The organism is Marinilabilia salmonicolor JCM 21150 (assembly GCF_000259075.1).
Classification (GTDB): Bacteria; Bacteroidota; Bacteroidia; order Bacteroidales; family Marinilabiliaceae; genus Marinilabilia; species Marinilabilia salmonicolor.
This window is the reverse complement of the sequence record NZ_AJKI01000008.1, coordinates 83,241-108,269: the sequence shown is the minus strand read 5'-3', so window position 1 is coordinate 108,269 and position 25,029 is coordinate 83,241. Positions and strand designations below refer to the sequence as shown.

Sequence of the window (25,029 nt, the reverse complement as noted above, 5' to 3'; positions counted from 1 at the left end):
GATGCGTACCCATGCTCCTAAACTGAAGTCTCAGCGGCATGCGGATTTTGATGTTTGTGTATAAAGCAGGTTAGGGAATTATTCGTTTCCCATCTTTAAAACCCACCACAAAACAATCAGGAACCATTTTTTTTACTTCAGGCAACTTTTCAAGAATCTCATCATGACTTGCAGCCAGCCCCGTTGTATATTTATAATAATCCCCCTCCTGATACTCCCAAACGGAATCAAATTGTTTAAAAAACTCCTGATTGGTTTCCAGTTGCTTCTTACTACTTGCAATCTGAATACGATATTGAACCGGGGAAGTGGATGCTTCGATCTCACCATCGGTCGTAACGTGCACTTTATTCACATTTGGGGAATTATTGGTCACTAATTTTGAATTCACCTCATCAAAATGTTCTTTATAATCCCTGATGGCTCTGTAAATCGCTGAGGCCAGATAAACTTTACCGTTTTTGGAATTCATGAAACGTTCCTCATCACGATTGCTGAGAAAACCGACTTCCACCAAAACTCCCGGCATGGAAGTTTCACGAAGTACCAGAAATCCGGCTTGCTTGACTCCACGATCATGTCGTCCAACTCTTTCCCGAAACTGTTTCTGAACGGCAGAGGCAAAACCAATACTCTGGTCGAGATAAACATTCTGCATCAGTTCGAAAATGATATACGATTCAGTGGAATTAGGATCAAACCCCTCATATTTTGCTTTATAATCCTCCTCTAAAACAATTACGGAGTTTTCTTTTTTAGCGACTTCCAGGTTTTCTTCAGACCGGTGCAACCCTAAAACAAATGTTTCGGCACCATAAATCCGGGAGGTGGAAATGGAATTGGCATGGATAGAAACGAATAAATCTGCATCGCTCTCATTGGCAATTTTTGCCCGTTCATTCAGAGGAACAAAAACATCCTGATCCCGAGTCATTACCACATCAACCTGAGGCAGATACTGATTCAGATATTCTTTTACCTGTAAAGCTATTTCCAAAACAATATCTTTCTCTTTACTGGTGCGCCCCACTGCTCCGGAGTCTTTCCCTCCGTGTCCGGGATCCAGAATCACCGTTTTCAGCTGAACAGGTTCCTGTGTCTGTGCTGCTGAGTGATAAGAAGACGATAGGAACAACACAGCAAAAGCCAGAAATAAAAATGATTTATGTCGAATATATGAAAGTACCTGACAATTCTCCATAACAGAAAAATATAATTACTGATGCAAATTTGCAGCTTTTAAATGCAAATACCATCCCAAAAATAAAAAAACTTCTGCGAATCGACTGTTTTTTGAGCCATCCGATGTCTTGGCCTCAATTTTGCTGTAAAAAGCACCCTAAAGACCGTTTTTTACCTTATTTTTGTGCTGATTTTTGAAATGTCAATAAACCTTTTTCGACAGCTTAGAATTATATCCATCTTGATACCAACACAATACAGATACAGCCTCTCTATAGTCAGGACCGGTTTTTTTTCGGCCCTACTTCTTTTATTGACAAGTTCAGTAAAATCCAATGCTCAGAACCCACTGGTACAGGACAGTGTTTCGGTAGCTGTTTCCGACACTTTATCACAGGCAACTGACACAACACAAAACAAAGAGTCCCGTCCGCCTGTAATAGAAGCTGAAGTGGACTATTCAGCTACCGACTCGGTAAAGTTTACCGGGGGAAAGGTGTTTCTATATGGTGATGCCAGTGTCAGTTACCAGGATGTATTGCTTACTGCCTATCAGATAGAACTTGACCTGGACAGTAGTCTCGCATATGCCACAGGAAGGATTGATTCAACAGGTGCAGAGACGGGTCTTCCAATCTTTAAAGATCCCAGTGGAGAGTATACCATGCGTTCGATTCGTTACAATTTTGAAACCGAAAAAGCCATTATTGAACACGTGGTTACCGAACAAGGTGAAGGATATGTGGTCAGTGACCGGGCTAAGAAGCTGGAAGACAATGTGTATTGCCTGAGAAACGGAAAATACACCACCTGTACCAACCATGACCATCCGCACTTTTATCTGAATATGACCAAAGCAAAGGTCATTCCCGGAAAAAAAATCATCACCGGACCTGCCTATCTGGTAATTGAGGATGTGACTATGCCATTCGTGGTTCCATTTGGTTTTGTTCCCAGCTCTTCTACCTACAGCTCCGGCTTTATTCTTCCGTCCTATGGTGAAGAGAGCAACCGTGGATTTTTTCTGCGTGACGGAGGTTATTACTGGGCTGCGAACGATTATTTTGATTTATCCCTAACCGGTGACATTTACACCAACGGTTCCTGGGGGACGCGCATGTCGTCCAAATACAAACTAAGATACCGGTTCTCCGGAAATTTCAACTTTCAGTACATTACCAATATCTCCAGCGAAAAAGAGCTGCCCGACTACAGCAAAAGTACGGATATGTCCATCAACTGGTCGCACAGTCAGGATTCCAAAGCCAACCCCTACCGTCGTTTTTCGGCCAGTGTCAATTTCTCCACCAGCTCTTTCGACCGCAATAATGTGGGAAGCATTATCAACCCGAGACAGCTGGCAACCAACACCAAACGATCCAGCATTTCCTATTCCAGACAATTTCCCGGAACGCCATTTAATTTCTCAGCCAATGCCCAGCACTCACAAAACAGTCGTGATACCACTATTGACCTGACCATTCCGAACCTGACATTGACCATGAACCGGATCTACCCGTTCAAAAGCAAAAATAAAGTGGGATCTAAAGAGAATTGGTATGAAAAAATAAGTCTGAGCTATACAGGTAATGCCAGTAACCGGATTTCCACCAAAGAAAGTGAACTTATGGATTCCAACCTTGCTCAGGACTGGAAAAACGGGATACAACACTCCATTCCGGTAAGCATGAACTTTAAGTTTCTCAGACACTTCACCTTCTCTCCCAGTTTCAACTATAAAGAAAGGTGGTATTTTAAATCCATCGAGAAATCTTACGACGAAGAACAACAACGGGTAGTCGTTTCTGACACCACACAGGGCTTTAACCGGGTTTATGATTACAACTTCAGTGTGGGAACCCAAACAAAACTTTATACTTTTTTTCGCCCCAGCCGCTGGCTTTTTGGCGAGGGCATTCAGGCCATCCGCCATATGATGACCCCCTCAGTCAGCTTCAGCTACAGTCCCGACTTTGGTGATCCCAAATACGGTTATTACGACTGGTTTGAATATTACGATGCCGGCAGAGATGAAATTGTAAGACACGACTACTCCATCTATGAAGGATCAATGTACGGTGTCCCCGGACGGGGTGAGTCAGGCTCCATGAGTTTTGGACTCAATAACAACCTGGAGATGAAGATTAAAAGCCGGAAAGACAGCACCGGATTCAAAAAAATCCCCATTCTGGAGTCCTTAAACCTCAGCACCTCCTATAATTTTCTGGCCGACTCGATGAACTGGTCAAGAATCAATATGAGTGGAAGAACCAAAGTACTGGGTACCGCAGTCAATTTCAATGCCCTTTTTGATCCCTATACCATTAAACTGGATGAACGGGAAAATCCCACAAGGGTAAACACACTGCTCTGGAATGATAAAAAAAGAATAGCACGACTTGAAAATGCGAGCCTGAGTTTCGGATTGAATTTCGGGTCCAAGGATTTCCAGAAGAAGAATGATCAACAAGACCAGCAAGGCGATAACTCAGATTTCCCGGATGGTGAAATGCCTCCCGAAAACCTACCGCCACAGGGGGATACACAACAACCGGCAGCGAACGCTCCCACCCCCGAATATGCACCTTTTTCTATGCCATGGAACTTATCACTGAATTACAATATGAGGATTGTACAGGATAAGTTCAACACCGAGAAAATGGCATACGACAAGAAATTTACGGCCGACATCAGTCTGAATGGAAATGTGACGCTGACACCAAAATGGTCCGTTAATTTCAGCACAGGATATAACCTGGACAGAAAGGAAATTTCGCACACGAATGTACGTATCAACCGAGATCTGCATTGCTGGAGCATGAGTTTTAACCTGGTACCGGTGGGCTCCTACAAGTCTTATTTCTTCACCATTTCGGTAAACAGCAGTATGCTTCGCGACCTGAAATACGAAAAGCGCAGTCACCCCCGTGACAACCCGGGATTTGGCAGTTTTTAACACGGTTTGCTGTTAGCTCGTAGCTCTTGGCTCGTAGGCGCCAGCTTGTTTATTTGGATTCTTGTTCGCATCTTAATTCCAGGTGATGATATAGAGAAAGCAAACAAAGTATATTTTCAGCTCATCACAGATACCTCATCAGTATAGAATTCATCTAAGGAATTGGTCGGATGGAACTCTCATGCAAAAACTTTCACATGTTTTTTGAAACAATCGTTGCCATACTCACTTCTTTCGCTTAAATTTAGAACTCTGAAAAAATTCCCAAAACCCTAAACCAGAACCAAACAAGTAAAAAAAATCAAATGAGAATTAGCTGGATAAGCTAATTGCTTCGCAATTACTTTTTTCGTCCACGAAATATTGCAAGCAAGCGGCATAGCCGAGCGTTACGAATTAATTGAACTGCAAGCTGTTCTTAAAAAAGTGTTGCATAGCAACACTCGCCCGCAGGGTATAAATTCGTGTAATTCGTAAAATTCGTGGACGCCAAGCAAAAATTGGCGTAGCCATTTTAGAAATATTTTGCCAAATAAAACACGAATATTAGAAGTAAGGTTCTAACCTGATTAATTCACAAATTATCTATTACGATACTCAACTACCAGCGAAATTCAAGAGTCCTCAGCAAATTTAATTTGAAAATAGTTCACTATTTCCTTCTTCAAATTTGACTGTGGTTTCTTGAATTTATTGATATTTGAGCATCTCATAACGAAAATCCATGAATTATTCAGACTAAACACAAAATTCAGTAACCATGAAAAAAATCATCTCCACCCCAAACGCACCACAAGCCATTGGGCCTTATAGTCAAGCAGTTATTGCCGGCAACATGATTTATATTTCCGGACAGGTACCCATCAATCCTGAAACGGGAAAACTGATAGAAGGAGATATCAAAAGCCAGACAGAACAGGTGATGAAGAACCTGGACGCTATCCTCTCTGAAGCCGGATGTACTTTCAAAAACGTAGTGAAAACTACTTGCCTTTTAAGCGATATTGCCAACTTTAAAGCAATGAACGAAGTTTATGGACAATACTTCTCTGAAAATCCTCCTGCACGGGCAGCGTTTGCTGTTAAAGATCTGCCTTTGGGGGCTTTGGTGGAGATAGAGGCGGTGGCAGCAAGATAAGATTAGCAATAAATTGCAAAAATTCATTCATCTTTTGTTATTTTTTTACAAAACACGATTTGTTTTTATTATTTTTGTCCATAACACATAATACCCCCTACCAACACTCAACACCCTGCAAAGACCCGTCATTGCAAACGTTGAGAAGCAATCTCAATTTTTCAACCGGACATCAATGGATAAAATAATAAAATCAAAAAAACAGACATGATCAAAAAGAGCATTTTAAAGACACTGGCACTAGGCTTTCTGAGCATTCTCTCAGGAATATCCAATGCCCAAAACACCGCTGATTACCGGGTGGTGCCATTGCCCATGGAAATCATTCAAAACCAGGAATCTCCGTTTGAATTAACCCGGGAAACAAAAATCGTTACGGGCGACGATTCTCAGATAATGCGTCGCAATGCCGGTTTTTTGCAACAATACATTAAACAACAAACAGGGATAGAAACCATTATCGCCACCAAGGGAGGAAGTAGCCGCATTGTTCTTCAAACAGGACTGAAATCAGACAGCCCAGAAGCCTATGAAATCAATGTCTCCGGTGACGTCATTACCCTCACCGGAGCCTCTGAAACAGGGGTGTTCTACGGAATTCAGACACTTAGAAAATCACTTCCTGTTAAAAAGAGCTCCAGTATCAGTTTCCCGTCAGCAGTAATTAAGGATACCCCCCGTTTTTCCTACCGAGGAATGATGCTGGATGTGGCCAGGCACATGTTCTCTGTGAAAGAGATCAAGACTTTTATTGACATGCTGGCGCTCCACAATATCAATAGATTTCACTGGCACCTTACCGAGGATCAGGGGTGGCGGATAGAAATCAAAAAATATCCGCGACTGACCGAAGTCGGCTCCATGCGTAAAGAAACAGTAATTGGACGCAACAGCGGCCGTTACGACGGAGAACCGTATGGAGGCTTCTATACACAGGATGAGATCAAAGAAATCGTAAAATACGCAGCAGATCAACACATTACCATCATTCCTGAGATTGATATGCCCGGACATATGCTGGCAGCATTGTCTGCTTATCCCGAACTGGGTTGTACCGGCGGACCTTACGAAGTATGGACACAATGGGGCGTCTCGGAAGATGTATTGTGTGTGGGAAAGGATAAGACACTGAAATTTGTAGAAAATGTCCTCAATGAAGTAATGGATCTCTTCCCGTCCGAAATGATACATATCGGTGGAGATGAATGCCCCAAAAGCAGATGGGAAGAATGTCCCACCTGTCAGGCAAAAATAAAAGAGCTTGGCCTTAAGGCTGATGACCATCACTCGGCAGAGGAACGCTTGCAGAGCCATTTCATCAGTCAGGTGGAAAAAATAATCAACGATCGCGGACGCAAGCTGATTGGCTGGGATGAAATCCTGGAAGGCGGACTGGCACCCAATGCAACCGTCATGTCATGGAGAGGAATGTCCGGTGGCATCGAAGCAGCAAAGCAGGGACATGACGTCGTTATGACTCCCAATTCACATGTCTATTTTGACCATTATCAATCTACCGATGTTGCACGTGACCCCCTGGCCATTGGTGGCTATTCTCCCGTGGAAAGAGTTTACAGTCTGGAGCCGGTGCCTTCGGTTCTCTCAAAAAAGCAACGAAAACATATCCTGGGGGCACAAGCCAATTTATGGACAGAATACATCCCTGTATTTGAACATGCTCAATTCATGGTTCTTCCGCGGATGGCAGCTCTTAGTGAAGTACAATGGATGGAGCCTGAAAACAGAAACTATGAAGACTTTCTGCAGAGGTTACTGAAGCTCATTGAAATCTATAAAATCAATGATTACAATTATGCCAAACACATTTTTGATTTGAATGCTGAATTTGCTCCCAATGCCAAAGACAATACCATCGATGTTTTCCTCTCATCTTTAACAGAAGGAGATATTTATTATACGCTTAACGGAACAGCTCCTGTAAAACATTCTCCCAAATACAAAGGAGTGATTAAGGTGGACAAAGATGCCATAGTTATGGCCAGAACCTATTTCAACGGAGAGTCCAGCAGAGTTTTCAGTGAATCGATCTCGTTCAATCTGGCAACAACAAAACCCATCAAATCACTCCAACCCATTGACAAACAATACGGATATGACGGCATCTCCACACTGGTGGACGGTCTTAATGGCAACAACAACTACCGCACAGGAAGGTGGATTGCATTTCGTGGAAACGATTTGGAAGCTGTTATTGAACTGGGAAGCGAGCCGGTAACGATCCGTGAAGCTGCTCTGACAACCAACGTTGTAAAAGGTGACTGGATATTTGATGTGCGTCAGTTTAAAGTACTGGTGTCAGATGACGGCGAAAGTTTCCGCACGTTAGCTTCACGTGATTATGATCCGTTACAAAAAAATGACAGTGATGGAATTAAGAATCACGTACTCCGGTTTGATCCTGTCAAAGCACGCTATGTGAAAATCATTGGAAAATCAGAAAAATCAATGCCGGAATGGCACGGAGGTGCCGGCATGCCGGGATATCTCTTTGTTGATGAAATTGTGATAAAATAAAATCAGATAATGCAAAGGTCCCAACTCACGGGGCCTTTGCACTTTTAATCAAACTCTTTATTGCCCATTCCACCGAATTATTCCCTTCCATTTTTCCTAAATAAAATTTGTTGAAGAAATTCAATACCTCCTCCAAATGGGACATACAGCTTCCTGAATGTCTAAGTAGTGTTTGTCTATAAAGTCCAGCTTCTGCGTTGTTGCTCAAAAGCTAAATCCTCAAATACATTAGTATTCTGCGGTTTATATTTTTCACACGCCTTGAATTTGAACGTTCTATCTCAAACACCTGAAAAACGCTTAGTTTATGACCAGACTCTATATACTTCCTGACAGGATTTTTGCCCATTTCAAAAACTTTTGAACAGGAACAACTGCTTTACTGTTATTGATCTGACCTGAGTGATATTCACATTTAATCGTGGGTGTCCGGTTAAAATGTTCGACAGAACTGAAAATAACAACACCAAAACAAATAATATCTTATCAACTATGAGAAAAATTTTCAAAGCGGCATTGTGGGTTCTTATTGTGCTTCTGATTTTTGCAGGAGGTATTGCTTTCTATATAAACGAACAACTTGGCAGTATCGATTCCCTTGAAGAACGAAATACCAAATATGGTGGCTTAAACTATTATTCTACAGAAACCGGAGAATTCATCAGTCCCGAGAAGCTGACTCATTATCCGGAAAGAACCACCGGAGGAGATCCGGGATTTTCGAGATTTTTCAAAACTTCACCTTATGCCCCGAAGACTTCCTTCCCGAAACAAATGCTTACTAAAAATGATTTCTCAGAAACCCCGGCTGATTTTGCTACTTACTGGTTTGGGCATTCTACTTTAATTCTTGAACTGGATGGAAAACGAATCCTATTCGATCCTGTATTCAGGAATGCCGGCCCCCTGCCAATAATTACCCGAAGATATGATGAGTCGCCAATAAAGAGGGAAGATCTTCCGGAAATTGATTTGGTCATCCTTACCCACGACCATTATGATCATCTGGAAACAGCAACCATTAAATTACTGGCAAAGAGAGACATTCACTTTATTGCGCCTCTTGAAGTAGGTGCCAGATTGGAAGGTTGGGGCGTACCAATGAGAAATATAACCGAATTAGGATGGAATCAGGAAACCACCTTTGACTCAATAACGATTACGGCTCTTCCCGGCATCCATTACTCAGGAAGAAGTAATTCTGACCGTAACCAAACCCTCTGGGCATCTTATGCGATTAAAGGTAAAGACAAAAACATATTTAGCAGTGGTGATACCGGGTATGGTGCGCATCTGAAAGAGATAGGTGAAAAATACGGTCCTTTCGACCTGGCTTTTGTGGAAATAGATGGCTGGAACAATGGTTGGCCCCTAACCCACCTGTTTCCTGACCAGGTCATTCAATTGTGTAAGGATCTGAATACAAAGCTCCTGTTCCCCACCCATTGGGGAACCTTTGATTTGGCCTTGCATCCATGGAACAAATCCATTCAAATGGTCTCCGACAGGGCTGAAGAAAATGGCATTGATCTGGTCACCCCTGTTATGGGTGAAAAAGTTGTGCCCGGGATGAGCTCTACAACCAATTGGTGGAAATGAACAAGTCATTCTAGCCCCGACTCCACCGTTGTTCCAACCTTTCCTTCTTAAAGGCAAAAAAAGCCACCCTTAAAAGGATGGCTTTTTTGCGGAGAGTGAGGGAAATGAACTTTAAGCCCTAAAGCACTCACTTTCAACACTTTATTTTAGCAAAAAGGCAAGTCCACTGGAAGTCCACCAGGATTATGTTAATTATGCCTCTTATGTTCACTTCGAAATGAACTCTATTTCACTTCAAAGGTAATATTTATTCAAAAAGGGATTCGAACCTAAATGTTAAAATTTTGGGGAATTTTTTGGGTAGGAAAATTGGCCTTAATTTTTTTTTGAACAGATACGCAATGAAAAGATTCTTCCTTGCAGAACTATCAAAATTACTCGCTAAAAAGGGATTTCATCCCTAAAACCCTGATCCCGATTATGGCTTTGTAAGGTTTTACTTTTCCAAAACCAACAAAAACCTATTTCGGGACAAAGAAAGTCAAGACTTAGCCAGCTTGCGCTCTAAAAACTACGGTTCTTTCATCGAAATCGTCTAAACTCATCTCTCTTGCTCCGCGCGCGAGATTCAAACAAAGACGATTTTTCGATAAAACAACCTTGTTTTTAGGCTTACCTGCCAAGGTCAATCCCAATTAGGACAGTCAGTTCTTTTAGGATATTATTATTTGATAAAGAATAAGATGTCACTATTTACTAAAAATGATACATGCCCATATACTAGATATGGCCAGCGATTTAATAAAAAATGGACTGTACCACTATATAGCTTTGCTCCCGTTTTAATTTAAAACAATAATTGTCAGAGACTTTTTCATTCTTTTTGGGGCGATGCCAAAAAGAATATCAAAAAAGGATATTACGATTAAGCTTTCTTAATAAATAAATATACCCTATAAGGTATAAATACACAATTAAAAAATATTTTATATCCCATCGGGTATAAATTCAAAATATTTACTACATTTATACCTCAAAAGGTATAAACCATGCAAAATCTCATACAATTTGTAAAACAACGCAGAAAGCAGCTTGGGCTCACTCAGCAGGATTTGGCTGAACGTGCCGGAGTGGGTTTGCGTTTTATCCGTGACCTGGAACAAGGTAAAGAAACTTTGAGAATGGATAAAGTGAATGAAGTGTTGGCTTTGTTTGGTCATGAACTGGCCCCTGTTGAAAGTAAACTATTGAATGATGCATAGAAAAGGAAAAGTTTTTTACCAGGACGATTTTGCCGGAATTATTGAAGAGACAGATACAGGGTATCGTTTCTCATATGATAAAGAATATTTATCAAAAGAAGAGAAATGGCCGGTAAGTAAAACCTTGCCAATATCTGAGTATCCTTATTCATCGAATACGATGTTTCCCTTTTTTGATGGTCTGATTCCGGAAGGTTGGTTGCTGGATGTGGCCGTAGATAACTGGAAGTTGAAGGCTAATGACCGAATGGGCCTGCTTTTAGCCTGCTGTAAAGATTGTATTGGCGCAGTTTCCGTGGTACCGTTTAATGAAGAGAATAATGAGTAACAAGTGTTTATATTGCTATCAGCCTTTAGAAGAAAGTGACAATGACTTTCATGCCAGGTGCTCCAGAAAGATATTTGGGGCAGCAAAGGCTCCTGTTCTGGACTACTCATTAGACCAAATGCATGAATTGGCGAAAAAGGTAGTACAGAGTCATGTAACGGTACCAGGTGTGCAAGCCAAGTTATCTTTTCATTTTGAACCAGGCAGGAGACATGAGAACCGACTGATATTGGTTGGTGTTTTGGGTAACTACATCCTGAAACCACCTACTCATCAATTTGCCAACCTGCCGGAAAATGAAGATTTAACCATGCATTTAGCCGAACTCTTTAAGATTAAGGTTGTCCCACATTCTTTAATCAGGCTTAAGTCAGGAGAACTGGCTTATATTACCAAAAGAATTGATCGTGTTGGAAGAAGGAAACTGCCCATGGAAGATTTGTGCCAGTTAAGTGAGCGATTGACTGAGGACAAGTACAAAGGCTCCATGGAACAGGTTGGAAAGGTCATAATGCAACATTCATCGAACCCATTGTTTGATGCGCAAATGTTTTTTGAGGTAACGCTGTTTTCGTTCTTAACGGGGAATGCTGATATGCACCTGAAAAACTTCTCATTGATAGATTTAGAAAATGGACTGACCCAGTTGGCCCCGGCTTATGATCTTTTATCCACCCGGCTGGTCATTTCAGAAAAAGATGATCCGGAAGAGTTGGCGTTAACATTGAATGGCAGAAAGCGTAAGTTTAAATCCGGTGATTTTAAGCATTTGGCTGATAGTCTGAAACTAAACCAGAAGCAAATTGATAATATCTATAAGAGATTTCAAAAAGCCATGCCTAAAGTGCTTGATTTTATAGATGATTCGTTTTTACCTGAAGAGAAAAAAGTTGAGTACCGAGAGTTAATTGAGGAAAGGGCTAAACGACTTTGGTCGTAATCCCAACTTTAGATAACTCTGTTATTTTAAAACTTTAAAGAAATTCTTTGGGATGTTCGTTTCTTGGGGTTCATTGAAGAAAACCACCTAATACTATAAAACACTATACATTTGTAAAAAAAATGAAGTATTATGGAAACGCAATTAAATAAAGATGAAAGAATTGAGATAAGGATTTCATCGCATGATAAACAGATTTTTCAAAAAGCACAAAAATTAAGTGGAGATAAATCCTTAAGCAGTTTTATTGTCCGGGTTGTTAAAAAGCAAGCTAAAGAAATTGTTGCAAAGAATAACCGGATTATTCTCAGTGAAAGGGATAGAGAAATATATTCTTTGATGCGATATTTGGAGATAGTAAACCAAATCCGGATTTGATTGAAGCAGCTAATAGGTATAAATCTCAAATGGAGTCTTTGTGAAAATTCAACTTTTAGAAAAAACACATAGCAGGAAGAACTTCACTTGTGAAGAAAATTCATTAACAGAATTTACAAGGAACAAACTCAAATCTAGTCCAATATTTTCAGGCACTTACGAGTATTTAATATATAAAAAAGCAGTGATGAATTTTGTTAAGTCAAGAAACAAAAGAACAGAAAATTATATCAAACTTTAAAATGGGCGGGATCAACCAACGGAAGATTAACACCATGTAAAAAGGTCCCCTTCAACTCTGAAAATAAAATCCCGCGGACGGTAGAGATGGTTACAGAATTGATAGATACAATAAGTCTATTCGCCAACTCCACTTCGCCGGTTTCATCTGATAGAAAAGGAGTAACCTCCTGCAACTCAAAAACGCAACTGACTTTGATACTGGCCTGAACTGTTCGCTTATCTCCCTCAACCATTACAACATCTACCGATGGAACCGCCTTCACCAGCTTATTTTCCTTATCTAATTTTTGATTGATACTTAAATTGAAATCATAAAATCGCTTTTCCGGTAAAGGATTTTCCGGATAATGCAGTTTAAAATCCAATAATTCAATATTCTTCAACCGAAAACCAATATCAGAATCTGTCATAAGAACCTATTTAACACTCCATTGAGGTTTGTGAAATAAAAAATTGATCTCCATAAATCTGAATATCCTCACCGCTGTTATGAATTCCTTCATTAATTTCTTGCCCCTTTAACTGAAAAAATAGATTAATCTCAGAAGTTTTTCCTTCCTTTTCTACCTGTATTAAATTAATTCCCAGCTTTTCTTCCAGTTCAAATAAAGTATCTGTAGTGAAATTATGCGTTCCGCTCAACCATTTTGTTATAACAGATGGTTGTTGTCCCATAATTTCAGCAAACGCTTTCTTGTTCCAGCCTTTTATCCGTCGGACATCATCAATTCTGGCAGCCAACAACATACGCTTATTGGTTCTCTCTTGCTCTTCCGGGGTGATCTCCGACAATATATCGGATAAAATATTGCTGTTTTGATTTTTATTACTCATCTGTATTAAAATCTAAGTTTCCTGTTAATTGTGTGTAATCTGCAGTATACTCTATCTCTCCGTCTTTTATGCGCTCCGTTATTAAGTCCGAAACCTCTCGCAAAAAATAATTTTCTTCTGTCAATTTCTCATTTTCCTGAAAAGCCCGGATGTCTTTTTCTTTTAATCCACCCCCACCCAATATTAAAAGTGAACTACCATAACGTATGCAATACAACCTCAAATGTTTCTCCGGTAAATCATACAATGCACAAATTCCATCACCGGGAATACCTTCCTTAAATTTAAAATATTGCTCTCTGGCACCGGTTTTTTCATTTATTGCTCTTATTCTTTGGGTTATGTCAATTATTTCACTTTTAAATAAACTAATATTTTCTTTAAGAAAACGTTCAAACATCGTTTGTTGTTCATCTTCAAGAAATATGGAATATATTCCAGCTTGTTCGCCTGTAAATTGTTCCAGCTTTTGGATTCGGAATTTCATCGCAAATATAAATCAATTTTACTTATAACTAAAATATTTAGACCCCTTTCTTACCTACTCCTGCTTTGGTAAGCTCTGCCTTTATTGTCTAATTTTCAAAAAATCTCACCAAACAAAAATAAAAAAACTATTATCCAATCCAATTAAAGGAAAGTTGTATAGATATCAACTTATTCAGAGGATTAAATCACCTTATCAGTTACAATAAAATATACTCTCCAAAATCAAGCGACCTTACCCAAAGTACTACAATTAATGTCTTCATATTGGTAATGATTTCGTCAAAGCACTCTTAAAAACTGGCCAGGTAGTCAAAAAGCACTCATGTTATTCCGGAAAGTACTCAATAAGCACTCTGAATATACTCTGCAAAATGAGCCAAGTACTCAAAAGCCGGTGAAATAACCTCTGCATATAAGTTAAATAATCTCTTAATGTCCTCCAAAGCATGAAAAAGCGCTCAAAAGCGGTCTGTTTATTCGTACTAACAGTACTTTTGAGCCGCTTTCTGCGATATTTGCCCTGTGTTTGGTCAACAAACTTCAAAGCAATTCAAATTCTTCCTGACTAATGCAGAAGTGCTTCAGGATGACCTCCAACTCCTTATGGGTGTAATAATGTGCCCGTCTGTTTCTGGTCACCAAATTCAGCTGGTTATTCAATGCCGGTGAATGCTTAATCTCTTTTCGAAGTAACTGCATAGCTGCATTAACATTTGAACTTTGCGGGTATAATTTCCCGGCTAAATCTTGTTTTAAAATAGTCCTGAAAAATGCCATATTTAAGGTGTTATTTTGAATAATTCCGGTGGTAATTATAGAGAAATAAAATGCAAAAAACAAAATTTGAAATATATCAAAACATATCGTAAAAAACACCACTAAAGGCAATTACCAAATCGTAATATATCGTAATAAACTTCATTTCCCGAAAAAAATGGCACTTGGATTTTTTGAAATATGTGCTCAATAATATTTACTTTCCTGCAAATAAAAACTTGTAAAAAAGATAAAATACGATACAATACTATCCACTACTAATTTTTATCGCCTCGTACTTTTATGTACAATCTTTTACTATAACGCGAATGCGCCTTGTTGCCTAGGTTTGGAATCTCAAAATTCACGAACTAAAAACATTTTAACCATGAGCAAAACAGTTGTAATCGTTGACGAGCATCTTTTCAATAAATTATTGGGTAAGCTGGATCACTTAAATGAGAAGATTGACAGTATTAATGTGGCAAAGAATGATGGTTTTAAGGACAAATGGTATGTAAGCTATTAAATGTCAGCAGACGCACCTTGCAAAATATGCGGGACAATCAGACCATCAAGTTTCGAAAGGCAGGCCGGAAAATTTACTATAAGGCCAGAGATATCGAGGAGTATCTGGAATCCATCTCTTGTAAAATGGTAAATGAGGCAGTTTAGGTAAAATATTGGATTTTAATTGAGTTGCTGTATGAATAACAATATTTTTCCTGAAGGCTTCATTTCCCTGGATCATTTGAAGCAAGATCATTATGCAATTAATGCGAATTTTGAACGCGAAAAGAATGCTTCTGGTGCCCTGATAATACAAGAAGCCAATAAATGGGTTGAGCAGGCCAGATTAAGGCCTGCTCCCAAAATGCTTTTTGACGAGTTTTGGTTTGAGAATGAGCTCTGCGTTCTTTTTGCCGATACCAATGTGGGGAAATCAATTCTGGCGGTTCAGATTGCTGATAGCATTTCAAAAGGAGTTCCCATTGAGGGTTTCCGATTTACCGGAAAACCAATGCGGGTTTTGTATTGCGATTTCGAATTGTCTGACAAACAGTTTGAGTTGAGATATTCAGAAGAAAAGAAGAGCTATCATTTTAGTAAACGATTCTTTCGTGCTGAAATCAATCCTGATTGTGAACTCCCGGAGGGAGTTGCGGATATGGAACAATACATTAACATCAGTCTTGAACAACTCTTATCCAGTAAACAAAGCGAAGTTTTGATTATTGATAATCTAACCTATCTGCGAACAGGTACTGAAAAAGCATCGGACGCTCTCCCACTCATGAAAAGCCTGAAGAGCATAAAAAGGAAGTATAATGTTTCCATCCTGGTGTTGGCCCATACTCCGAAAAGAGACCTGACCAAACCACTCACAAAGAATGACCTTCAGGGTTCCAAGATGTTGATCAACTTTGTGGACAGTTGTTTTGCGATCGGTGAAAGCAACAATGAAAACAATCAAAGGTATTTAAAGCAAATCAAAGTCCGAAATGCAGCTGTCAGGTTTGATACAACCAACGTGGTGGTGACGGAAATAATAAAAGAAGATGCGATGGTTCAGTTCCGGTTTATTGAATATGATTATGAATTTAACCACTTAAAAGTTCGAACCGAAGAAGAGGTTCAAGAGCTGGACCAGCAAATTGTGGAGCTTAAAAAGAGTAATCCCAGTTTGAGTTACCAAATGATTTCAGAGCAGTTAAACACCAATAAGACAAGGGTTATGCGTGTTTTAAAACGAGCCGGATTGAGCTGATTTATCTTTTCGTAACAGCCGTAACAACCGTTTCATCCGTAACACCCGTTACACCTGTTACACCTGTTACGACTGTTACGACTGTTACACCTGTTACACCTGTTACGATAAAATTTTCAATAATGGAATACACTATAACCCTTGATAAATCATCCAGAAAATTCCTTTGTCCGGCCTGTCAAAAGAGAAGGTTTGTCAGATATTACGATTTTGAGAAAAAACAGTATCTACCCGAAATTGTTGGGCGATGTGACAGGGAAGTGAAATGTGGTTATCATTATTCAGTAACGGAGTATTTTAAAGATCAGCACAACTTGGGGAAAAATATTTCATTTAAGCCTCTTCTCAAGAAATCTATAGATGCTGGCAGACCTGTTGACCCGTCATTTATTTCGTATGAGATTTTCAGTAAATCATTAATTCATTACGATAAAAACAATTTCATTTCCTTCCTGGGACGGCTTTTTGACAAGGAACAAATTGCTTTCCTGATTGATGAATTTAAAATCGGAACATCAAAGCATTGGCCGGGCGCCACCGTCTTCTGGCAATTGGATAATAACGGCAAAATTCGAACGGGAAAAATCATGCTCTACGATCCTCAAACAGGAAAACGGGTTAAAAGAGATGTCGCTTACATTCAGTGGGTGCACAAAATCTTAAAACTGAAGAATTATCATCTTGAGCAATGTTTATTTGGCCTTCATCAATTGCCTAAAGCCGGCACAAAACATGTTGCCATCGTTGAAAGTGAGAAAACCGCTGTTTTGATGACCGGTTTTTATCCGGCCTACTGCTGGATGGCCACCGGAGGACTTAGTAATTTGAGTTATTCAAAGATGAAAGCTCTGGAAGGAAGAAAGATTATGCTCTACCCTGACCTGGGCGGTTGGGAAAAATGGCAGGAGAAGGCTGCGGTTCTTATTCAAAACGGAATGGATGTTCAGGTATCCGGCATCCTTGAACAGTATTGTTCTCCATTAGATCGGGAATTCGGTTTCGATATTGCAGACTATTTCATTAAAGAAAAAATGTTTCCCATTAAAATTGACCCCTTAAAGTCGTATGAAGACAAAATATTGGCGAAAATGATTAAACAGAACCCGGCTTTGAAAATGCTGGTGGATCGATTAAGTCTTGTAAAAGCGAATACAAAAGAAGCTTTTGTAATTTAAAGATTTATCTTCGGTGCAACTGCTTCGTCTTTCCTTCAAACTCTTAGAATTAAGATGTTTCTCTTTGGGGGTTTGGTGTTAGTTTTGTTTCAACAGCAACTAATTATAAAAACCGTCTTGCTAGGTGTAGTGGGGCGGTTTTTTTTTGTTTTACTCCCTCCTCCTACGTCATGTTTTGGCATACAGCAACCCTAACTTTGGAAAAACTACAAAATTGATCGCTATGGACAATCCGAAATCTTTGGTTATCGCCATCGGTGACTTTGCATGTCAAAGCGCCAGAAGTCTAATTGATGCCAACATCAAAAACACAAAGTTGTATCTATGTCACCACCAATCCAAAGCTCTTGAAAATCCATATATTTCGGGAAAAATTCAATTGGATGAGGATTTAAATAGTATCACCGAATACTCGATAAATGACAGGGATTCTCTGAAAGCATTATTTTCCAAAAGAACCGGCATAGTATTCCTCATAACAGAACCAAAAGAAAAATGGAACCACAAAGCAACTGCCCTCCTGGCTCAACTCGCAAAGGAAAACAATCAACTAACTGTTGCCATTCTTCCGGAGCTTTTCAAAACAGGAAGTATGCAACCAGGAGACGAAAATAATCTAATACAGTTTATTGAAGCCTCTTTTTATTGGGACTCTGTAGGCCTACCTTCTAATGTAGAAAAAACCTCGAGGCCTGGAAAGTTTGCTTCTTTTGCAGAAGGGATCATCAAAACCATTTCCGAAATTACTGATCAATCCCATCCATTGCCCTTGGAGATTCATGATTTGGAGACTGTATTTAAGGATTCCTCGGAAGTCTTTTTAGGAGAAGGAACTACAGATAATGAAAACAGCGCAGCACAATCCGTCAAAAATGCTTTTGCTAATAAAATGAAGAATTGCGATAAAGCGCTGCTCTTTATCCACTCCGGAAGCAAAGAGGTCACCATGGACGAGGTTGGTGAAATGACTGATTACCTGCAAAGCCTCCTTAATGAAACTACCTCAATTATTTGGGGGGCAGGAATGGGGCATTCCTCAGATTACAGGATCAAAACAACCATCATTGCCAGTAAACAAAATTAAAAACACTAACCATGAACAAACAATCTTTTTGGGGTTCAATTTTCGAATCTTTCCCTCATCCACAGATCATTCTAGACCTGCCGAACATGGACATCGTTCTAAAGAATATAGAAACTGATTCGCCTGATGATATTGTGAACAGTTATTTACTCAATCACAACTTACGCAGTAAAGTCTCTGCGGAAGTTTTTTCAGAATGCATCCTCAAAAATCCGGTCTTTTACTCACAAGAACTAATACTTGGAGCAGAAAAAATATTGAAGGCATCAAAACCTTCAAAGGAAGTTCTGGAAAACATCGTTTCTCTATCTTTCCGCTACATTCACAGCATACCGTTTCAGAAATTTATTGATAGTGCTTATCAAAAGAGCAGTGAGATAAACCCTTTCCTGGAAACATATATTATTGAAGGATTAAACCAATACTCCTCTTTACCCGACAACCTAGAATACATTGGCAATCCCATATTAGATGACAATTACCGCCTTGTTACAAACCTTGAGGATCTTCTTAGAATAGAAAACCAAATAAATAATTACTCAGGAGAGTTCTGGAATCAAGGAATTGACACAGAAAGGACCTGGGATCGCATGACTGATAAAGAATTATTTGTTCTATTCATCGACACTCCGGAGCCTGTTATCTTCAAAATAAGTAAAAATACCTACATGCAGTGGTTTGAAATTGAGGAAGCCATCACATCCAATTATGTAGAGATATCAGAGGAGTTAATCACCCAAATGGCCGCTCAAATCATAAAATCTGAAAATCAATTCTTTTTCCAGCAAAACTACCTTCATAATTACCCTGTTGATGATTTCCATTTTCCCCATCCCAGGAAATACAATCATTTATTCCAGGCTGGACAGGGATTTTTGGAAGAAATAAAAAAGACGGATCAAACATTGGAAGTGCGGGAGCTAAAAATTACGGACAATAAACCCCGGGAAGGATTGTTCCAACATAACAAACGGCCTGTTAGTGAAAGTCTTTACAACAAAATAAAAATGAACATCAGTAATATGTTTGTAGAGTTAGAGACTGATCAAAGCTATCTCCTGTCTAAAATAGGCTCCCGGGAATTGCTGAATGAACTAATCAGAAGAAAATCTGATGATTTTTTCAACTACTGTATGGCCAGTCTGGATAAAGATTTTTTGAAGGAATCCTCTCTAAAAAAAACAGGAGATCAAGCCAACCCAGGTGATCACTACGAAGCAATGTTTAAGAACTTGCTTCTGAAATTAAATATGTCAGAGCTGACTAAGGCCACTCAGGAGGCCGGCGTAAGTGCTGTGCTGGTCAACATCAATAAAGAAATCCAAACAAAAACAACCGAAGAAATTCTGGAGGCAATCCCTGAAATGGATTGTATAAAGAGCTTTCTGGAAAATAAAGGCTGCTATGTCAAAACAAAAGAAGAACTCAACGGGTATTCTCTGTTCAAATTTCTTTGCGACAGATTAGGCGTAAGCTACTTCACCGATAAGTCTTCTCTTTTAGAAATGCTTCAGGATCAGTTGAACGAGCCTGCCTTTTAGTACTAACAAATTGCAATTCACCAATAAAACAATTACCCCACGGGTACGACCCGTCTTGTCGCACCCTTTCACTACCTTTATACAAAATTCAAATAAATAGCTTATGTCCACACGAGAGACAATACAAAGACACACCATCATCATCAATCGTCTGAGAAAGAGTGATGCATCGTTCGAAGAAATTGCAGACAAACTGGAGCTGGAATCGGAACTCCAGGGATATGACTTCAATATTTCAAAACGCACATTTCAGCGTGACATTGAGAACATTGAATCCTTGTACGGCATCTCCATAAAATTCAACTTCTCACGAAATGCCTGGTACATTGAAGAAGTGGATAACACCGAAGCCAATGCCCGGTTGCTTGAGGCTTTTGATACCTTCAATGCGCTCAAGATGACCAATCGCCTGCCCCAGTATATAGATTATGAAAAAAGGCGGCCTCGTGGTACCGAAAACATGAACGGTTTGCTACACGCCATTCAAAACAACCTGCGGGTAAGCTTTACCTACCAAAAATACTGGATAGATGAAAAACGTACACGTTATGTTGAACCCCTGGCTTTGAAAGAGTCTATCAATCGATGGTATGTGATAACTATGGATGCCGAAAAAGAAGAAATCCGCACCTTCGCCCTGGATCGGCTATCCGATTTGGAAATAACCAATGAAAAATTTAAGCGACCTGAAGATTTCGATGTCAACGAAATGTTCAAATACAGCTTTGGCATCATCAGTGGTGGTAACTTTAAACCAGAAGAAGTACTCCTTGCTTTCCGAAAACCTCAGGCTGAGTATATACGGTCTTTAAAGCTCCATCATTCCCAGGACGTGGTAAAAGAAACAGAAGAAGAAATTCTTTTCAGTATGAAACTATTCATCACTGAAGATTTTGTGCAGGAAATTGTATCCCAGGGGCCACGCGTTAAAGTCTTACAACCGGACAGCTTAATTCATGAAGTCAAAAGATATCATCAGGAAGCTATGGACTTGTATTAAGAGTAGCAAATTAAAGTTTAAAGAATCCCTAATTCAAAAAACATCCAACTATAATAACGCCGGGTATAATAACACCAAATCAAATATTTACAGATGGGATTCTCCAGATCAGGTTCGTCCTAAACAGATAAAGTCAGAAAGACTATTCTTTTCAAAAACATGGCACCTTCTTTTCTCAAACCTTAAAAAACTCTACATCATGAACCGTCGAAAAGCACTAAAAACGATCATGGCTATTGGAGCCATTTCTGCCTCACCTCAGTTGTTACTCGGTAAAACAGAATCAACCTCACCAACTCACGTTATTGGTTTGGGTAAAGGTGGTTACCATATTGTTCAGCATTTCTTAAAACAGAACCCAAAAGGGAAATATACGTGCATATCATACTATAAGCCTCAAAAACTGGATCCGCGAATCCAATTCGTTCAGATTCCTCCCACCGGTAAGGTAATTTATCCTTTTGGGGATCCTTTCCATCTTCCTCCCGAACCAGGTAAAAAAATCCAACTAACCAATGAAGTTCTTCAATTGATGGAAGGCAATGATAAAATTATTTTACTGGCTGGTCTGGGAGGCTTTACAGCATCAAACCTTGCCAAAGAGCTAACGCTTGTGCTTCATGCAGAAAACAAGAATTTCCAAACCATCTGTTCACTGCCCTTTACTTTTGAAGGAACAAAAAGGCGTAAAAATGCCACAAAAGCCTTAAGTGCCATTAAGCACCTTCCACAGGTAAAATATTTTGAACTTGATTCACTCAAACATAAGTATAGGGACCTGATACTTAGTAACGCTTTTGCTCGTGGTGACAGGGAGTTTTGGGAAGTTTGTAGGGGAATGGTATTTTTATAAAAAATTGTCTGAACCTTGATTTTAAAGATTAAAGGATTACCTGATTTTTCTAAATAATTTAATAAAAGAGCGATGCAACACGAAGAACTAACCCACGATGTTATTGGTGCAGCCATGGAAGTCCACCGGATTCTTGGCAATGGCTTTCAGGAAGTCATTTATCAACGAGCACTCGCCATTGAACTCGAAAACCGGGGCATCAATTTTTCACGTGAACATGAAATGTCAATTCACTACAAGGATCACGTTATTGGAACACGCCGCGTCGATTTCTTTGTAGAAGAACAAATAATGGTTGAAATAAAAGCAATTATCAACCTTGAAGATGTTCACCTCGCCCAGGCCATGAATTATGTTGAGGCTTACAACCTCCCCATCGGCCTACTCATTAATTTTGGTGCCAAATCATTACAATTTAAAAGAGTCCATAACAACAAAATCATGTAATCAGGAAAATCAGATATAATCATGGTTCAGACATTTTGGAAAAGACATACTTACTCCTCTTTCATCATTAAACCTTTACTCTCAACCCTCCCCGCTCAATCTTATACCCCGCTTCCCTCACAAAATCTGGCGAATTACTCACCGCTGCATTGCAAAAGGTCGTTCCCCCACCCTCATACTTCCCATGGCCCTCATGGATATGGCCAAACAGATGTAATTTGGGCCGGATTCTGTCAACCTTCTCCAAAAGTTGGGGACAACCAGAGCCATTATCCAAAATCCCTTTAGGAGGCATGTGGGTAATTAAAACATCGATATTCCCGGGTATCTTATCCCATTCTTTTTTAATTTCCTGGCCAGGATGAAAATTAAAGGCCATACCTGCTTGAAAAAGGGAAGCCGGAGTTCCGTAAATTTTTAATTTTTTAATTTTTACTACCTCATTTTCCAGATAAATAATGCCATCAGGTATCAAAGCCCTGACCAGCTCTTTGTTATTCTGCAAATACAGATCATGATTACCTGCAACAAATAATTTGTACTTGAATGGTTGAGCTTCCATCCAATCCAGAAAATCCAGGAATTCATGCTCTAATCCGTAGGCGGTGATATCACCTGTATGGATTAGCATTTCTCCTGGCTGTAGGTCAAGTTGACGATGACAACCATGCGTATCTCCGATTACTGTTATATCCATTGTTTTATTGAAAGTCTTTGATGGTTTCATTTCCGATTCCTTTTTCATTTCTCTTTTCCAGAAAACACAGCATCAATGATTCCTAAACATCATTTTCTTCTGCCTTCTAACTGTTTCACTTCTGCCTTAACATTCCCTCATCTCCCAAAGCCAATACTTCGTGTCTTCTCTCCCAGCCGCTCATCATTACAAAAACCTTCGATGGAAGAAAAAACATCAGCTTCCCCATTAATTAAACTGTGGATTTCCCATTTACGAACAATGTTATCGATCTCTCCACCCGAAAAGTCATATTTTGAAGCAAGCATTCTGGCTTCTTCCTTGCTAAGCGAGTTCAATTTCGATTCCCAGATTCGGGCTCTATTGATTAGGCCCGGTTTTCTGAATTGGACCTTAAACAGGAAACGACGCTCGAAAGCACCATCCAGGTTGTCCTGAAGATTGGTGGTAGCAATCAGAATGCCCTTGAAGTTTTCCAGCTCCTCAAGAATGATGTTCTGAATGGCATTTTCTGTTTTTACCACATTCGATTGGCTAATACTCTGGCGCTTACTAAATACAGCATCTGCCTCATTAAAGAGCAGAATAGGCAATTGCTCGCAATCTTCTGTAAAATCAGCATAATCAGCAAACACCCTCTTAATGATTTTTTCACTCTCTCCGTACCACATTGACTTAGTTTTACTGATTTCAACCTTCATTATGTCACGACCGGTTGCACGGGCCAACTGTTTGGCCATTTCGGTTTTACCGGTCCCGGGAACTCCGTAAAACAGAGTGGCAATCCCTTCTGCCAATCCGCGCTGTTTCAATCTTGTTCTGATTTCTTTCAACTGTTCTTCCTGCAATGATTGTTCTAATAGACTTAGTTGCCGATTGGTTTCTTCTTCGAAAAATAATTCCCGAAATATTATATCTTTCGTGCGAAGCACGTCACTCCGCTTACCTCCCCCCATTATTTTCACACCATGCTCTTTTAGCAAATTGCGGCCTTTGGAAGCCAACATAATTTCCGCATCATCAAAAAACTCAGCATCGGAAGTTTTAACCAGCTCCATCTTCACCAGTTTGTTTTTCCCGGAAACAAAATCTCTTCTGCACTTAATATTTTCCGAAGAGTTACCATGTACATCCTGAACCAATCTGTTAAGGTTACGTGATCCTTCTCCGGTTATGGCACTCCAAAACAAAGTCAACAGAATGTATTGCTCATCCAACGGCAGCTTCAAGTCCTGGATATGTTTCAGTAGCGGAAAATCAAGATTATCTGCCACAATATCACGGGTTGCCAACAATAAGTCCATTTCCTCCAGATCATCTTCTTGCTCCAAATCAGCAATACCGCCGAGTACATCCAGAATATCTTCATACGTTTCTTTCAGCAACTCCGGCATGGGTCTATTCTTAAGCACAGCCTCCAATAAATCATTGTTCAAACGATACACCGGAACTTTTCTTTTTCGCCGGAAGCCGTCAGAACTTTTCTTTTGTCCTATAAAATTTCGATCGACGAGTTCGGCTATTTCGTCCTGAAATTTTAATAACCGCAAAGCACTACAGTCCAGATGTCTAACTATATCATCAAAACCTACTTTCTCACCATCGTGCCCCTTATCAAACAATACTGCCAGAAATGCAGCCTGAAAGCGATTCACTTTAAAATAATCGCATAAAACTCCCATCTCTTCACCATAATCGGAAAAAGTGGGATCCTTTAAACGGCTCTTTCTTACTTTATCGTTTATTTCTTCAAGATAGCCCAGTAACGGATAGTTCGTTTGTAGTTTCATATCGCTGATTTTTTTACAAAGCTAAAACCACCCTGTGCCATTTTGTGACTGACGATTCTCTTTAAAGGGGTGCCGCGGATTGACATACCCTGCC

Annotated in this window: 24 protein-coding genes; 17 read left to right on the top strand and 7 right to left on the bottom strand. The window is 39.7% G+C overall.

Features of this window, described 5'->3' with window-relative positions; genetic code table 11:
- Window positions 1-70: 70 nt before the first annotated feature.
- Window positions 71-1,201: an N-acetylmuramoyl-L-alanine amidase family protein gene (locus tag W7W_RS0106265; RefSeq protein ID WP_010662961.1), complete on the bottom strand. Its 1,131-nt coding sequence runs from the start codon at window positions 1,199-1,201 to the stop codon at window positions 71-73.
- Between the two features lie 222 nt (window positions 1,202-1,423).
- On the opposite strand from W7W_RS0106265, the gene W7W_RS0106260 reads away from it, so the two are divergent.
- The 8 genes from W7W_RS0106260 (at window position 1,424) to W7W_RS21835 (ending at window position 12,258) form a co-directional block, all read left to right on the top strand.
- Window positions 1,424-4,138 (top strand): putative LPS assembly protein LptD, encoded by a 2,715-nt coding sequence (locus W7W_RS0106260; RefSeq protein ID WP_234408666.1) that lies wholly within the window; start codon window positions 1,424-1,426, stop codon window positions 4,136-4,138.
- Window positions 4,139-4,898: 760 nt separating this feature from the next.
- On the top strand, window positions 4,899-5,276 hold the full coding sequence (locus W7W_RS0106255) for a RidA family protein (RefSeq protein WP_010662959.1): 378 nt from the start codon (window positions 4,899-4,901) through the stop codon (window positions 5,274-5,276).
- A 207-nt stretch (window positions 5,277-5,483) separates the two neighbouring features.
- Complete coding sequence (locus tag W7W_RS0106250) at window positions 5,484-7,811, top strand: glycoside hydrolase family 20 protein (protein ID WP_010662958.1); 2,328 nt, start codon at window positions 5,484-5,486, stop codon at window positions 7,809-7,811.
- Window positions 7,812-8,303: 492 nt separating this feature from the next.
- Window positions 8,304-9,410: an MBL fold metallo-hydrolase gene (locus W7W_RS0106240; RefSeq protein ID WP_010662957.1), complete on the top strand. Its 1,107-nt coding sequence runs from the start codon at window positions 8,304-8,306 to the stop codon at window positions 9,408-9,410.
- A 989-nt stretch (window positions 9,411-10,399) separates the two neighbouring features.
- A complete protein-coding gene (locus W7W_RS0106235) occupies window positions 10,400-10,612 on the top strand; it encodes a helix-turn-helix transcriptional regulator (RefSeq protein ID WP_010662956.1) in 213 nt (70 codons plus the stop codon).
- Window positions 10,602-10,940, top strand: a complete 339-nt coding sequence (locus W7W_RS0106230; protein WP_199898062.1) for a HipA N-terminal domain-containing protein — start codon at window positions 10,602-10,604, stop codon at window positions 10,938-10,940. Before W7W_RS0106235 ends, W7W_RS0106230 begins: the two co-directional genes overlap by 11 nt.
- Window positions 10,933-11,880 (top strand): HipA domain-containing protein, encoded by a 948-nt coding sequence (locus W7W_RS0106225; protein WP_010662954.1) that lies wholly within the window; start codon window positions 10,933-10,935, stop codon window positions 11,878-11,880. The genes W7W_RS0106230 and W7W_RS0106225 overlap by 8 nt, the downstream gene beginning before the upstream one ends.
- A 132-nt stretch (window positions 11,881-12,012) precedes the next feature.
- A complete protein-coding gene (locus W7W_RS21835; RefSeq protein WP_010662953.1) occupies window positions 12,013-12,258 on the top strand; it encodes a type II toxin-antitoxin system TacA family antitoxin in 246 nt (81 codons plus the stop codon).
- Window positions 12,259-12,488: 230 nt separating this feature from the next.
- Here W7W_RS21835 and W7W_RS0106215 read toward each other — a convergent pair whose 3' ends face one another.
- From W7W_RS0106215 to W7W_RS21825, 4 genes are all read right to left on the bottom strand, one after another.
- On the bottom strand, window positions 12,489-12,911 hold the full coding sequence (locus W7W_RS0106215) for a hypothetical protein (RefSeq protein WP_010662952.1): 423 nt from the start codon (window positions 12,909-12,911) through the stop codon (window positions 12,489-12,491).
- Between the two features lie 10 nt (window positions 12,912-12,921).
- On the bottom strand, window positions 12,922-13,335 hold the full coding sequence (locus tag W7W_RS21830) for a helix-turn-helix domain-containing protein (RefSeq protein ID WP_010662951.1): 414 nt from the start codon (window positions 13,333-13,335) through the stop codon (window positions 12,922-12,924).
- Window positions 13,328-13,822 carry a hypothetical protein gene (locus tag W7W_RS0106205; RefSeq protein WP_010662950.1) on the bottom strand — a complete coding sequence of 165 codons (495 nt, stop codon included), beginning with the start codon at window positions 13,820-13,822 and terminating at the stop codon, window positions 13,328-13,330. Before W7W_RS0106205 ends, W7W_RS21830 begins: the two co-directional genes overlap by 8 nt.
- Before the next feature lie 542 nt (window positions 13,823-14,364).
- On the bottom strand, window positions 14,365-14,601 hold the full coding sequence (locus W7W_RS21825) for a DUF4248 domain-containing protein (RefSeq protein ID WP_010662949.1): 237 nt from the start codon (window positions 14,599-14,601) through the stop codon (window positions 14,365-14,367).
- A 367-nt stretch (window positions 14,602-14,968) separates the two neighbouring features.
- On the opposite strand from W7W_RS21825, the gene W7W_RS23450 reads away from it, so the two are divergent.
- From W7W_RS23450 to W7W_RS0106155, 9 genes are all read left to right on the top strand, one after another.
- On the top strand, window positions 14,969-15,109 hold the full coding sequence (locus tag W7W_RS23450; RefSeq protein ID WP_157202448.1) for a hypothetical protein: 141 nt from the start codon (window positions 14,969-14,971) through the stop codon (window positions 15,107-15,109).
- Window positions 15,110-15,135: 26 nt separating this feature from the next.
- The gene (locus W7W_RS23125; protein WP_234408667.1) at window positions 15,136-15,255 is read left to right on the top strand and encodes a hypothetical protein; all 120 of its coding nucleotides are present in this window, start codon (window positions 15,136-15,138) and stop codon (window positions 15,253-15,255) included.
- Between the two features lie 31 nt (window positions 15,256-15,286).
- Window positions 15,287-16,348 carry an AAA family ATPase gene (locus tag W7W_RS0106185; protein WP_010662948.1) on the top strand — a complete coding sequence of 354 codons (1,062 nt, stop codon included), beginning with the start codon at window positions 15,287-15,289 and terminating at the stop codon, window positions 16,346-16,348.
- 122 nt (window positions 16,349-16,470) lie between these two features.
- Window positions 16,471-17,523, top strand: a complete 1,053-nt coding sequence (locus tag W7W_RS0106180) for a DUF6371 domain-containing protein (protein WP_010662947.1) — start codon at window positions 16,471-16,473, stop codon at window positions 17,521-17,523.
- 223 nt (window positions 17,524-17,746) lie between these two features.
- Complete coding sequence (locus W7W_RS0106175; RefSeq protein WP_010662946.1) at window positions 17,747-18,607, top strand: FtsZ/tubulin family protein; 861 nt, start codon at window positions 17,747-17,749, stop codon at window positions 18,605-18,607.
- Between the two features lie 11 nt (window positions 18,608-18,618).
- Window positions 18,619-20,148 (top strand): hypothetical protein, encoded by a 1,530-nt coding sequence (locus tag W7W_RS0106170; RefSeq protein WP_010662945.1) that lies wholly within the window; start codon window positions 18,619-18,621, stop codon window positions 20,146-20,148.
- Window positions 20,149-20,251: 103 nt separating this feature from the next.
- Window positions 20,252-21,148, top strand: coding sequence for a helix-turn-helix transcriptional regulator (locus W7W_RS0106165; protein WP_010662944.1), 897 nt, complete (start codon window positions 20,252-20,254; stop codon window positions 21,146-21,148).
- 199 nt (window positions 21,149-21,347) lie between these two features.
- The gene (locus W7W_RS0106160; RefSeq protein WP_010662943.1) at window positions 21,348-22,001 is read left to right on the top strand and encodes an FtsZ/tubulin family protein; all 654 of its coding nucleotides are present in this window, start codon (window positions 21,348-21,350) and stop codon (window positions 21,999-22,001) included.
- A gap of 72 nt (window positions 22,002-22,073) precedes the next feature.
- Window positions 22,074-22,448, top strand: coding sequence for a GxxExxY protein (locus tag W7W_RS0106155; RefSeq protein ID WP_010662942.1), 375 nt, complete (start codon window positions 22,074-22,076; stop codon window positions 22,446-22,448).
- Window positions 22,449-22,515: 67 nt separating this feature from the next.
- On the opposite strand, the gene W7W_RS21820 is transcribed toward W7W_RS0106155, so the two are convergent.
- Both W7W_RS21820 and W7W_RS0106145 read right to left on the bottom strand, forming a co-directional pair.
- A complete protein-coding gene (locus W7W_RS21820; RefSeq protein ID WP_157202446.1) occupies window positions 22,516-23,175 on the bottom strand; it encodes a metallophosphoesterase in 660 nt (219 codons plus the stop codon).
- Between the two features lie 107 nt (window positions 23,176-23,282).
- Window positions 23,283-24,935, bottom strand: coding sequence for an ATP-binding protein (locus W7W_RS0106145; protein ID WP_010662940.1), 1,653 nt, complete (start codon window positions 24,933-24,935; stop codon window positions 23,283-23,285).
- Between the last annotated feature and the right edge of the window lie 94 nt (window positions 24,936-25,029).

What these genes read in the sequence shown, in the direction of transcription:
- W7W_RS0106180 (WP_010662947.1), top strand. Translation starts at nt 16,471, where the DNA reads ATGGAATACACTATAACCCTTGATAAATCATCCAGAAAATTCCTTTGT.
- W7W_RS21835 (WP_010662953.1), top strand. Translation starts at nt 12,013, where the DNA reads ATGGAAACGCAATTAAATAAAGATGAAAGAATTGAGATAAGGATTTCA.
- W7W_RS23125 (WP_234408667.1), top strand. Translation starts at nt 15,136, where the DNA reads ATGCGGGACAATCAGACCATCAAGTTTCGAAAGGCAGGCCGGAAAATT.
- W7W_RS21820 (WP_157202446.1), bottom strand. Translation starts at nt 23,175, where the DNA reads ATGAAACCATCAAAGACTTTCAATAAAACAATGGATATAACAGTAATC.
- W7W_RS0106250 (WP_010662958.1), top strand. Translation starts at nt 5,484, where the DNA reads ATGATCAAAAAGAGCATTTTAAAGACACTGGCACTAGGCTTTCTGAGC.
- W7W_RS21830 (WP_010662951.1), bottom strand. Translation starts at nt 13,335, where the DNA reads ATGAGTAATAAAAATCAAAACAGCAATATTTTATCCGATATATTGTCG.
- W7W_RS0106235 (WP_010662956.1), top strand. Translation starts at nt 10,400, where the DNA reads ATGCAAAATCTCATACAATTTGTAAAACAACGCAGAAAGCAGCTTGGG.
- W7W_RS0106175 (WP_010662946.1), top strand. Translation starts at nt 17,747, where the DNA reads ATGGACAATCCGAAATCTTTGGTTATCGCCATCGGTGACTTTGCATGT.
- W7W_RS0106155 (WP_010662942.1), top strand. Translation starts at nt 22,074, where the DNA reads ATGCAACACGAAGAACTAACCCACGATGTTATTGGTGCAGCCATGGAA.
- W7W_RS23450 (WP_157202448.1), top strand. Translation starts at nt 14,969, where the DNA reads ATGAGCAAAACAGTTGTAATCGTTGACGAGCATCTTTTCAATAAATTA.
- W7W_RS0106225 (WP_010662954.1), top strand. Translation starts at nt 10,933, where the DNA reads ATGAGTAACAAGTGTTTATATTGCTATCAGCCTTTAGAAGAAAGTGAC.
- W7W_RS0106165 (WP_010662944.1), top strand. Translation starts at nt 20,252, where the DNA reads ATGTCCACACGAGAGACAATACAAAGACACACCATCATCATCAATCGT.
- W7W_RS0106160 (WP_010662943.1), top strand. Translation starts at nt 21,348, where the DNA reads ATGAACCGTCGAAAAGCACTAAAAACGATCATGGCTATTGGAGCCATT.
- W7W_RS0106215 (WP_010662952.1), bottom strand. Translation starts at nt 12,911, where the DNA reads ATGACAGATTCTGATATTGGTTTTCGGTTGAAGAATATTGAATTATTG.
- W7W_RS0106230 (WP_199898062.1), top strand. Translation starts at nt 10,602, where the DNA reads ATGATGCATAGAAAAGGAAAAGTTTTTTACCAGGACGATTTTGCCGGA.
- W7W_RS0106240 (WP_010662957.1), top strand. Translation starts at nt 8,304, where the DNA reads ATGAGAAAAATTTTCAAAGCGGCATTGTGGGTTCTTATTGTGCTTCTG.
- W7W_RS0106205 (WP_010662950.1), bottom strand. Translation starts at nt 13,822, where the DNA reads ATGAAATTCCGAATCCAAAAGCTGGAACAATTTACAGGCGAACAAGCT.
- W7W_RS0106265 (WP_010662961.1), bottom strand. Translation starts at nt 1,201, where the DNA reads ATGGAGAATTGTCAGGTACTTTCATATATTCGACATAAATCATTTTTA.
- W7W_RS0106185 (WP_010662948.1), top strand. Translation starts at nt 15,287, where the DNA reads ATGAATAACAATATTTTTCCTGAAGGCTTCATTTCCCTGGATCATTTG.
- W7W_RS21825 (WP_010662949.1), bottom strand. Translation starts at nt 14,601, where the DNA reads ATGGCATTTTTCAGGACTATTTTAAAACAAGATTTAGCCGGGAAATTA.
- W7W_RS0106145 (WP_010662940.1), bottom strand. Translation starts at nt 24,935, where the DNA reads ATGAAACTACAAACGAACTATCCGTTACTGGGCTATCTTGAAGAAATA.
- W7W_RS0106255 (WP_010662959.1), top strand. Translation starts at nt 4,899, where the DNA reads ATGAAAAAAATCATCTCCACCCCAAACGCACCACAAGCCATTGGGCCT.
- W7W_RS0106170 (WP_010662945.1), top strand. Translation starts at nt 18,619, where the DNA reads ATGAACAAACAATCTTTTTGGGGTTCAATTTTCGAATCTTTCCCTCAT.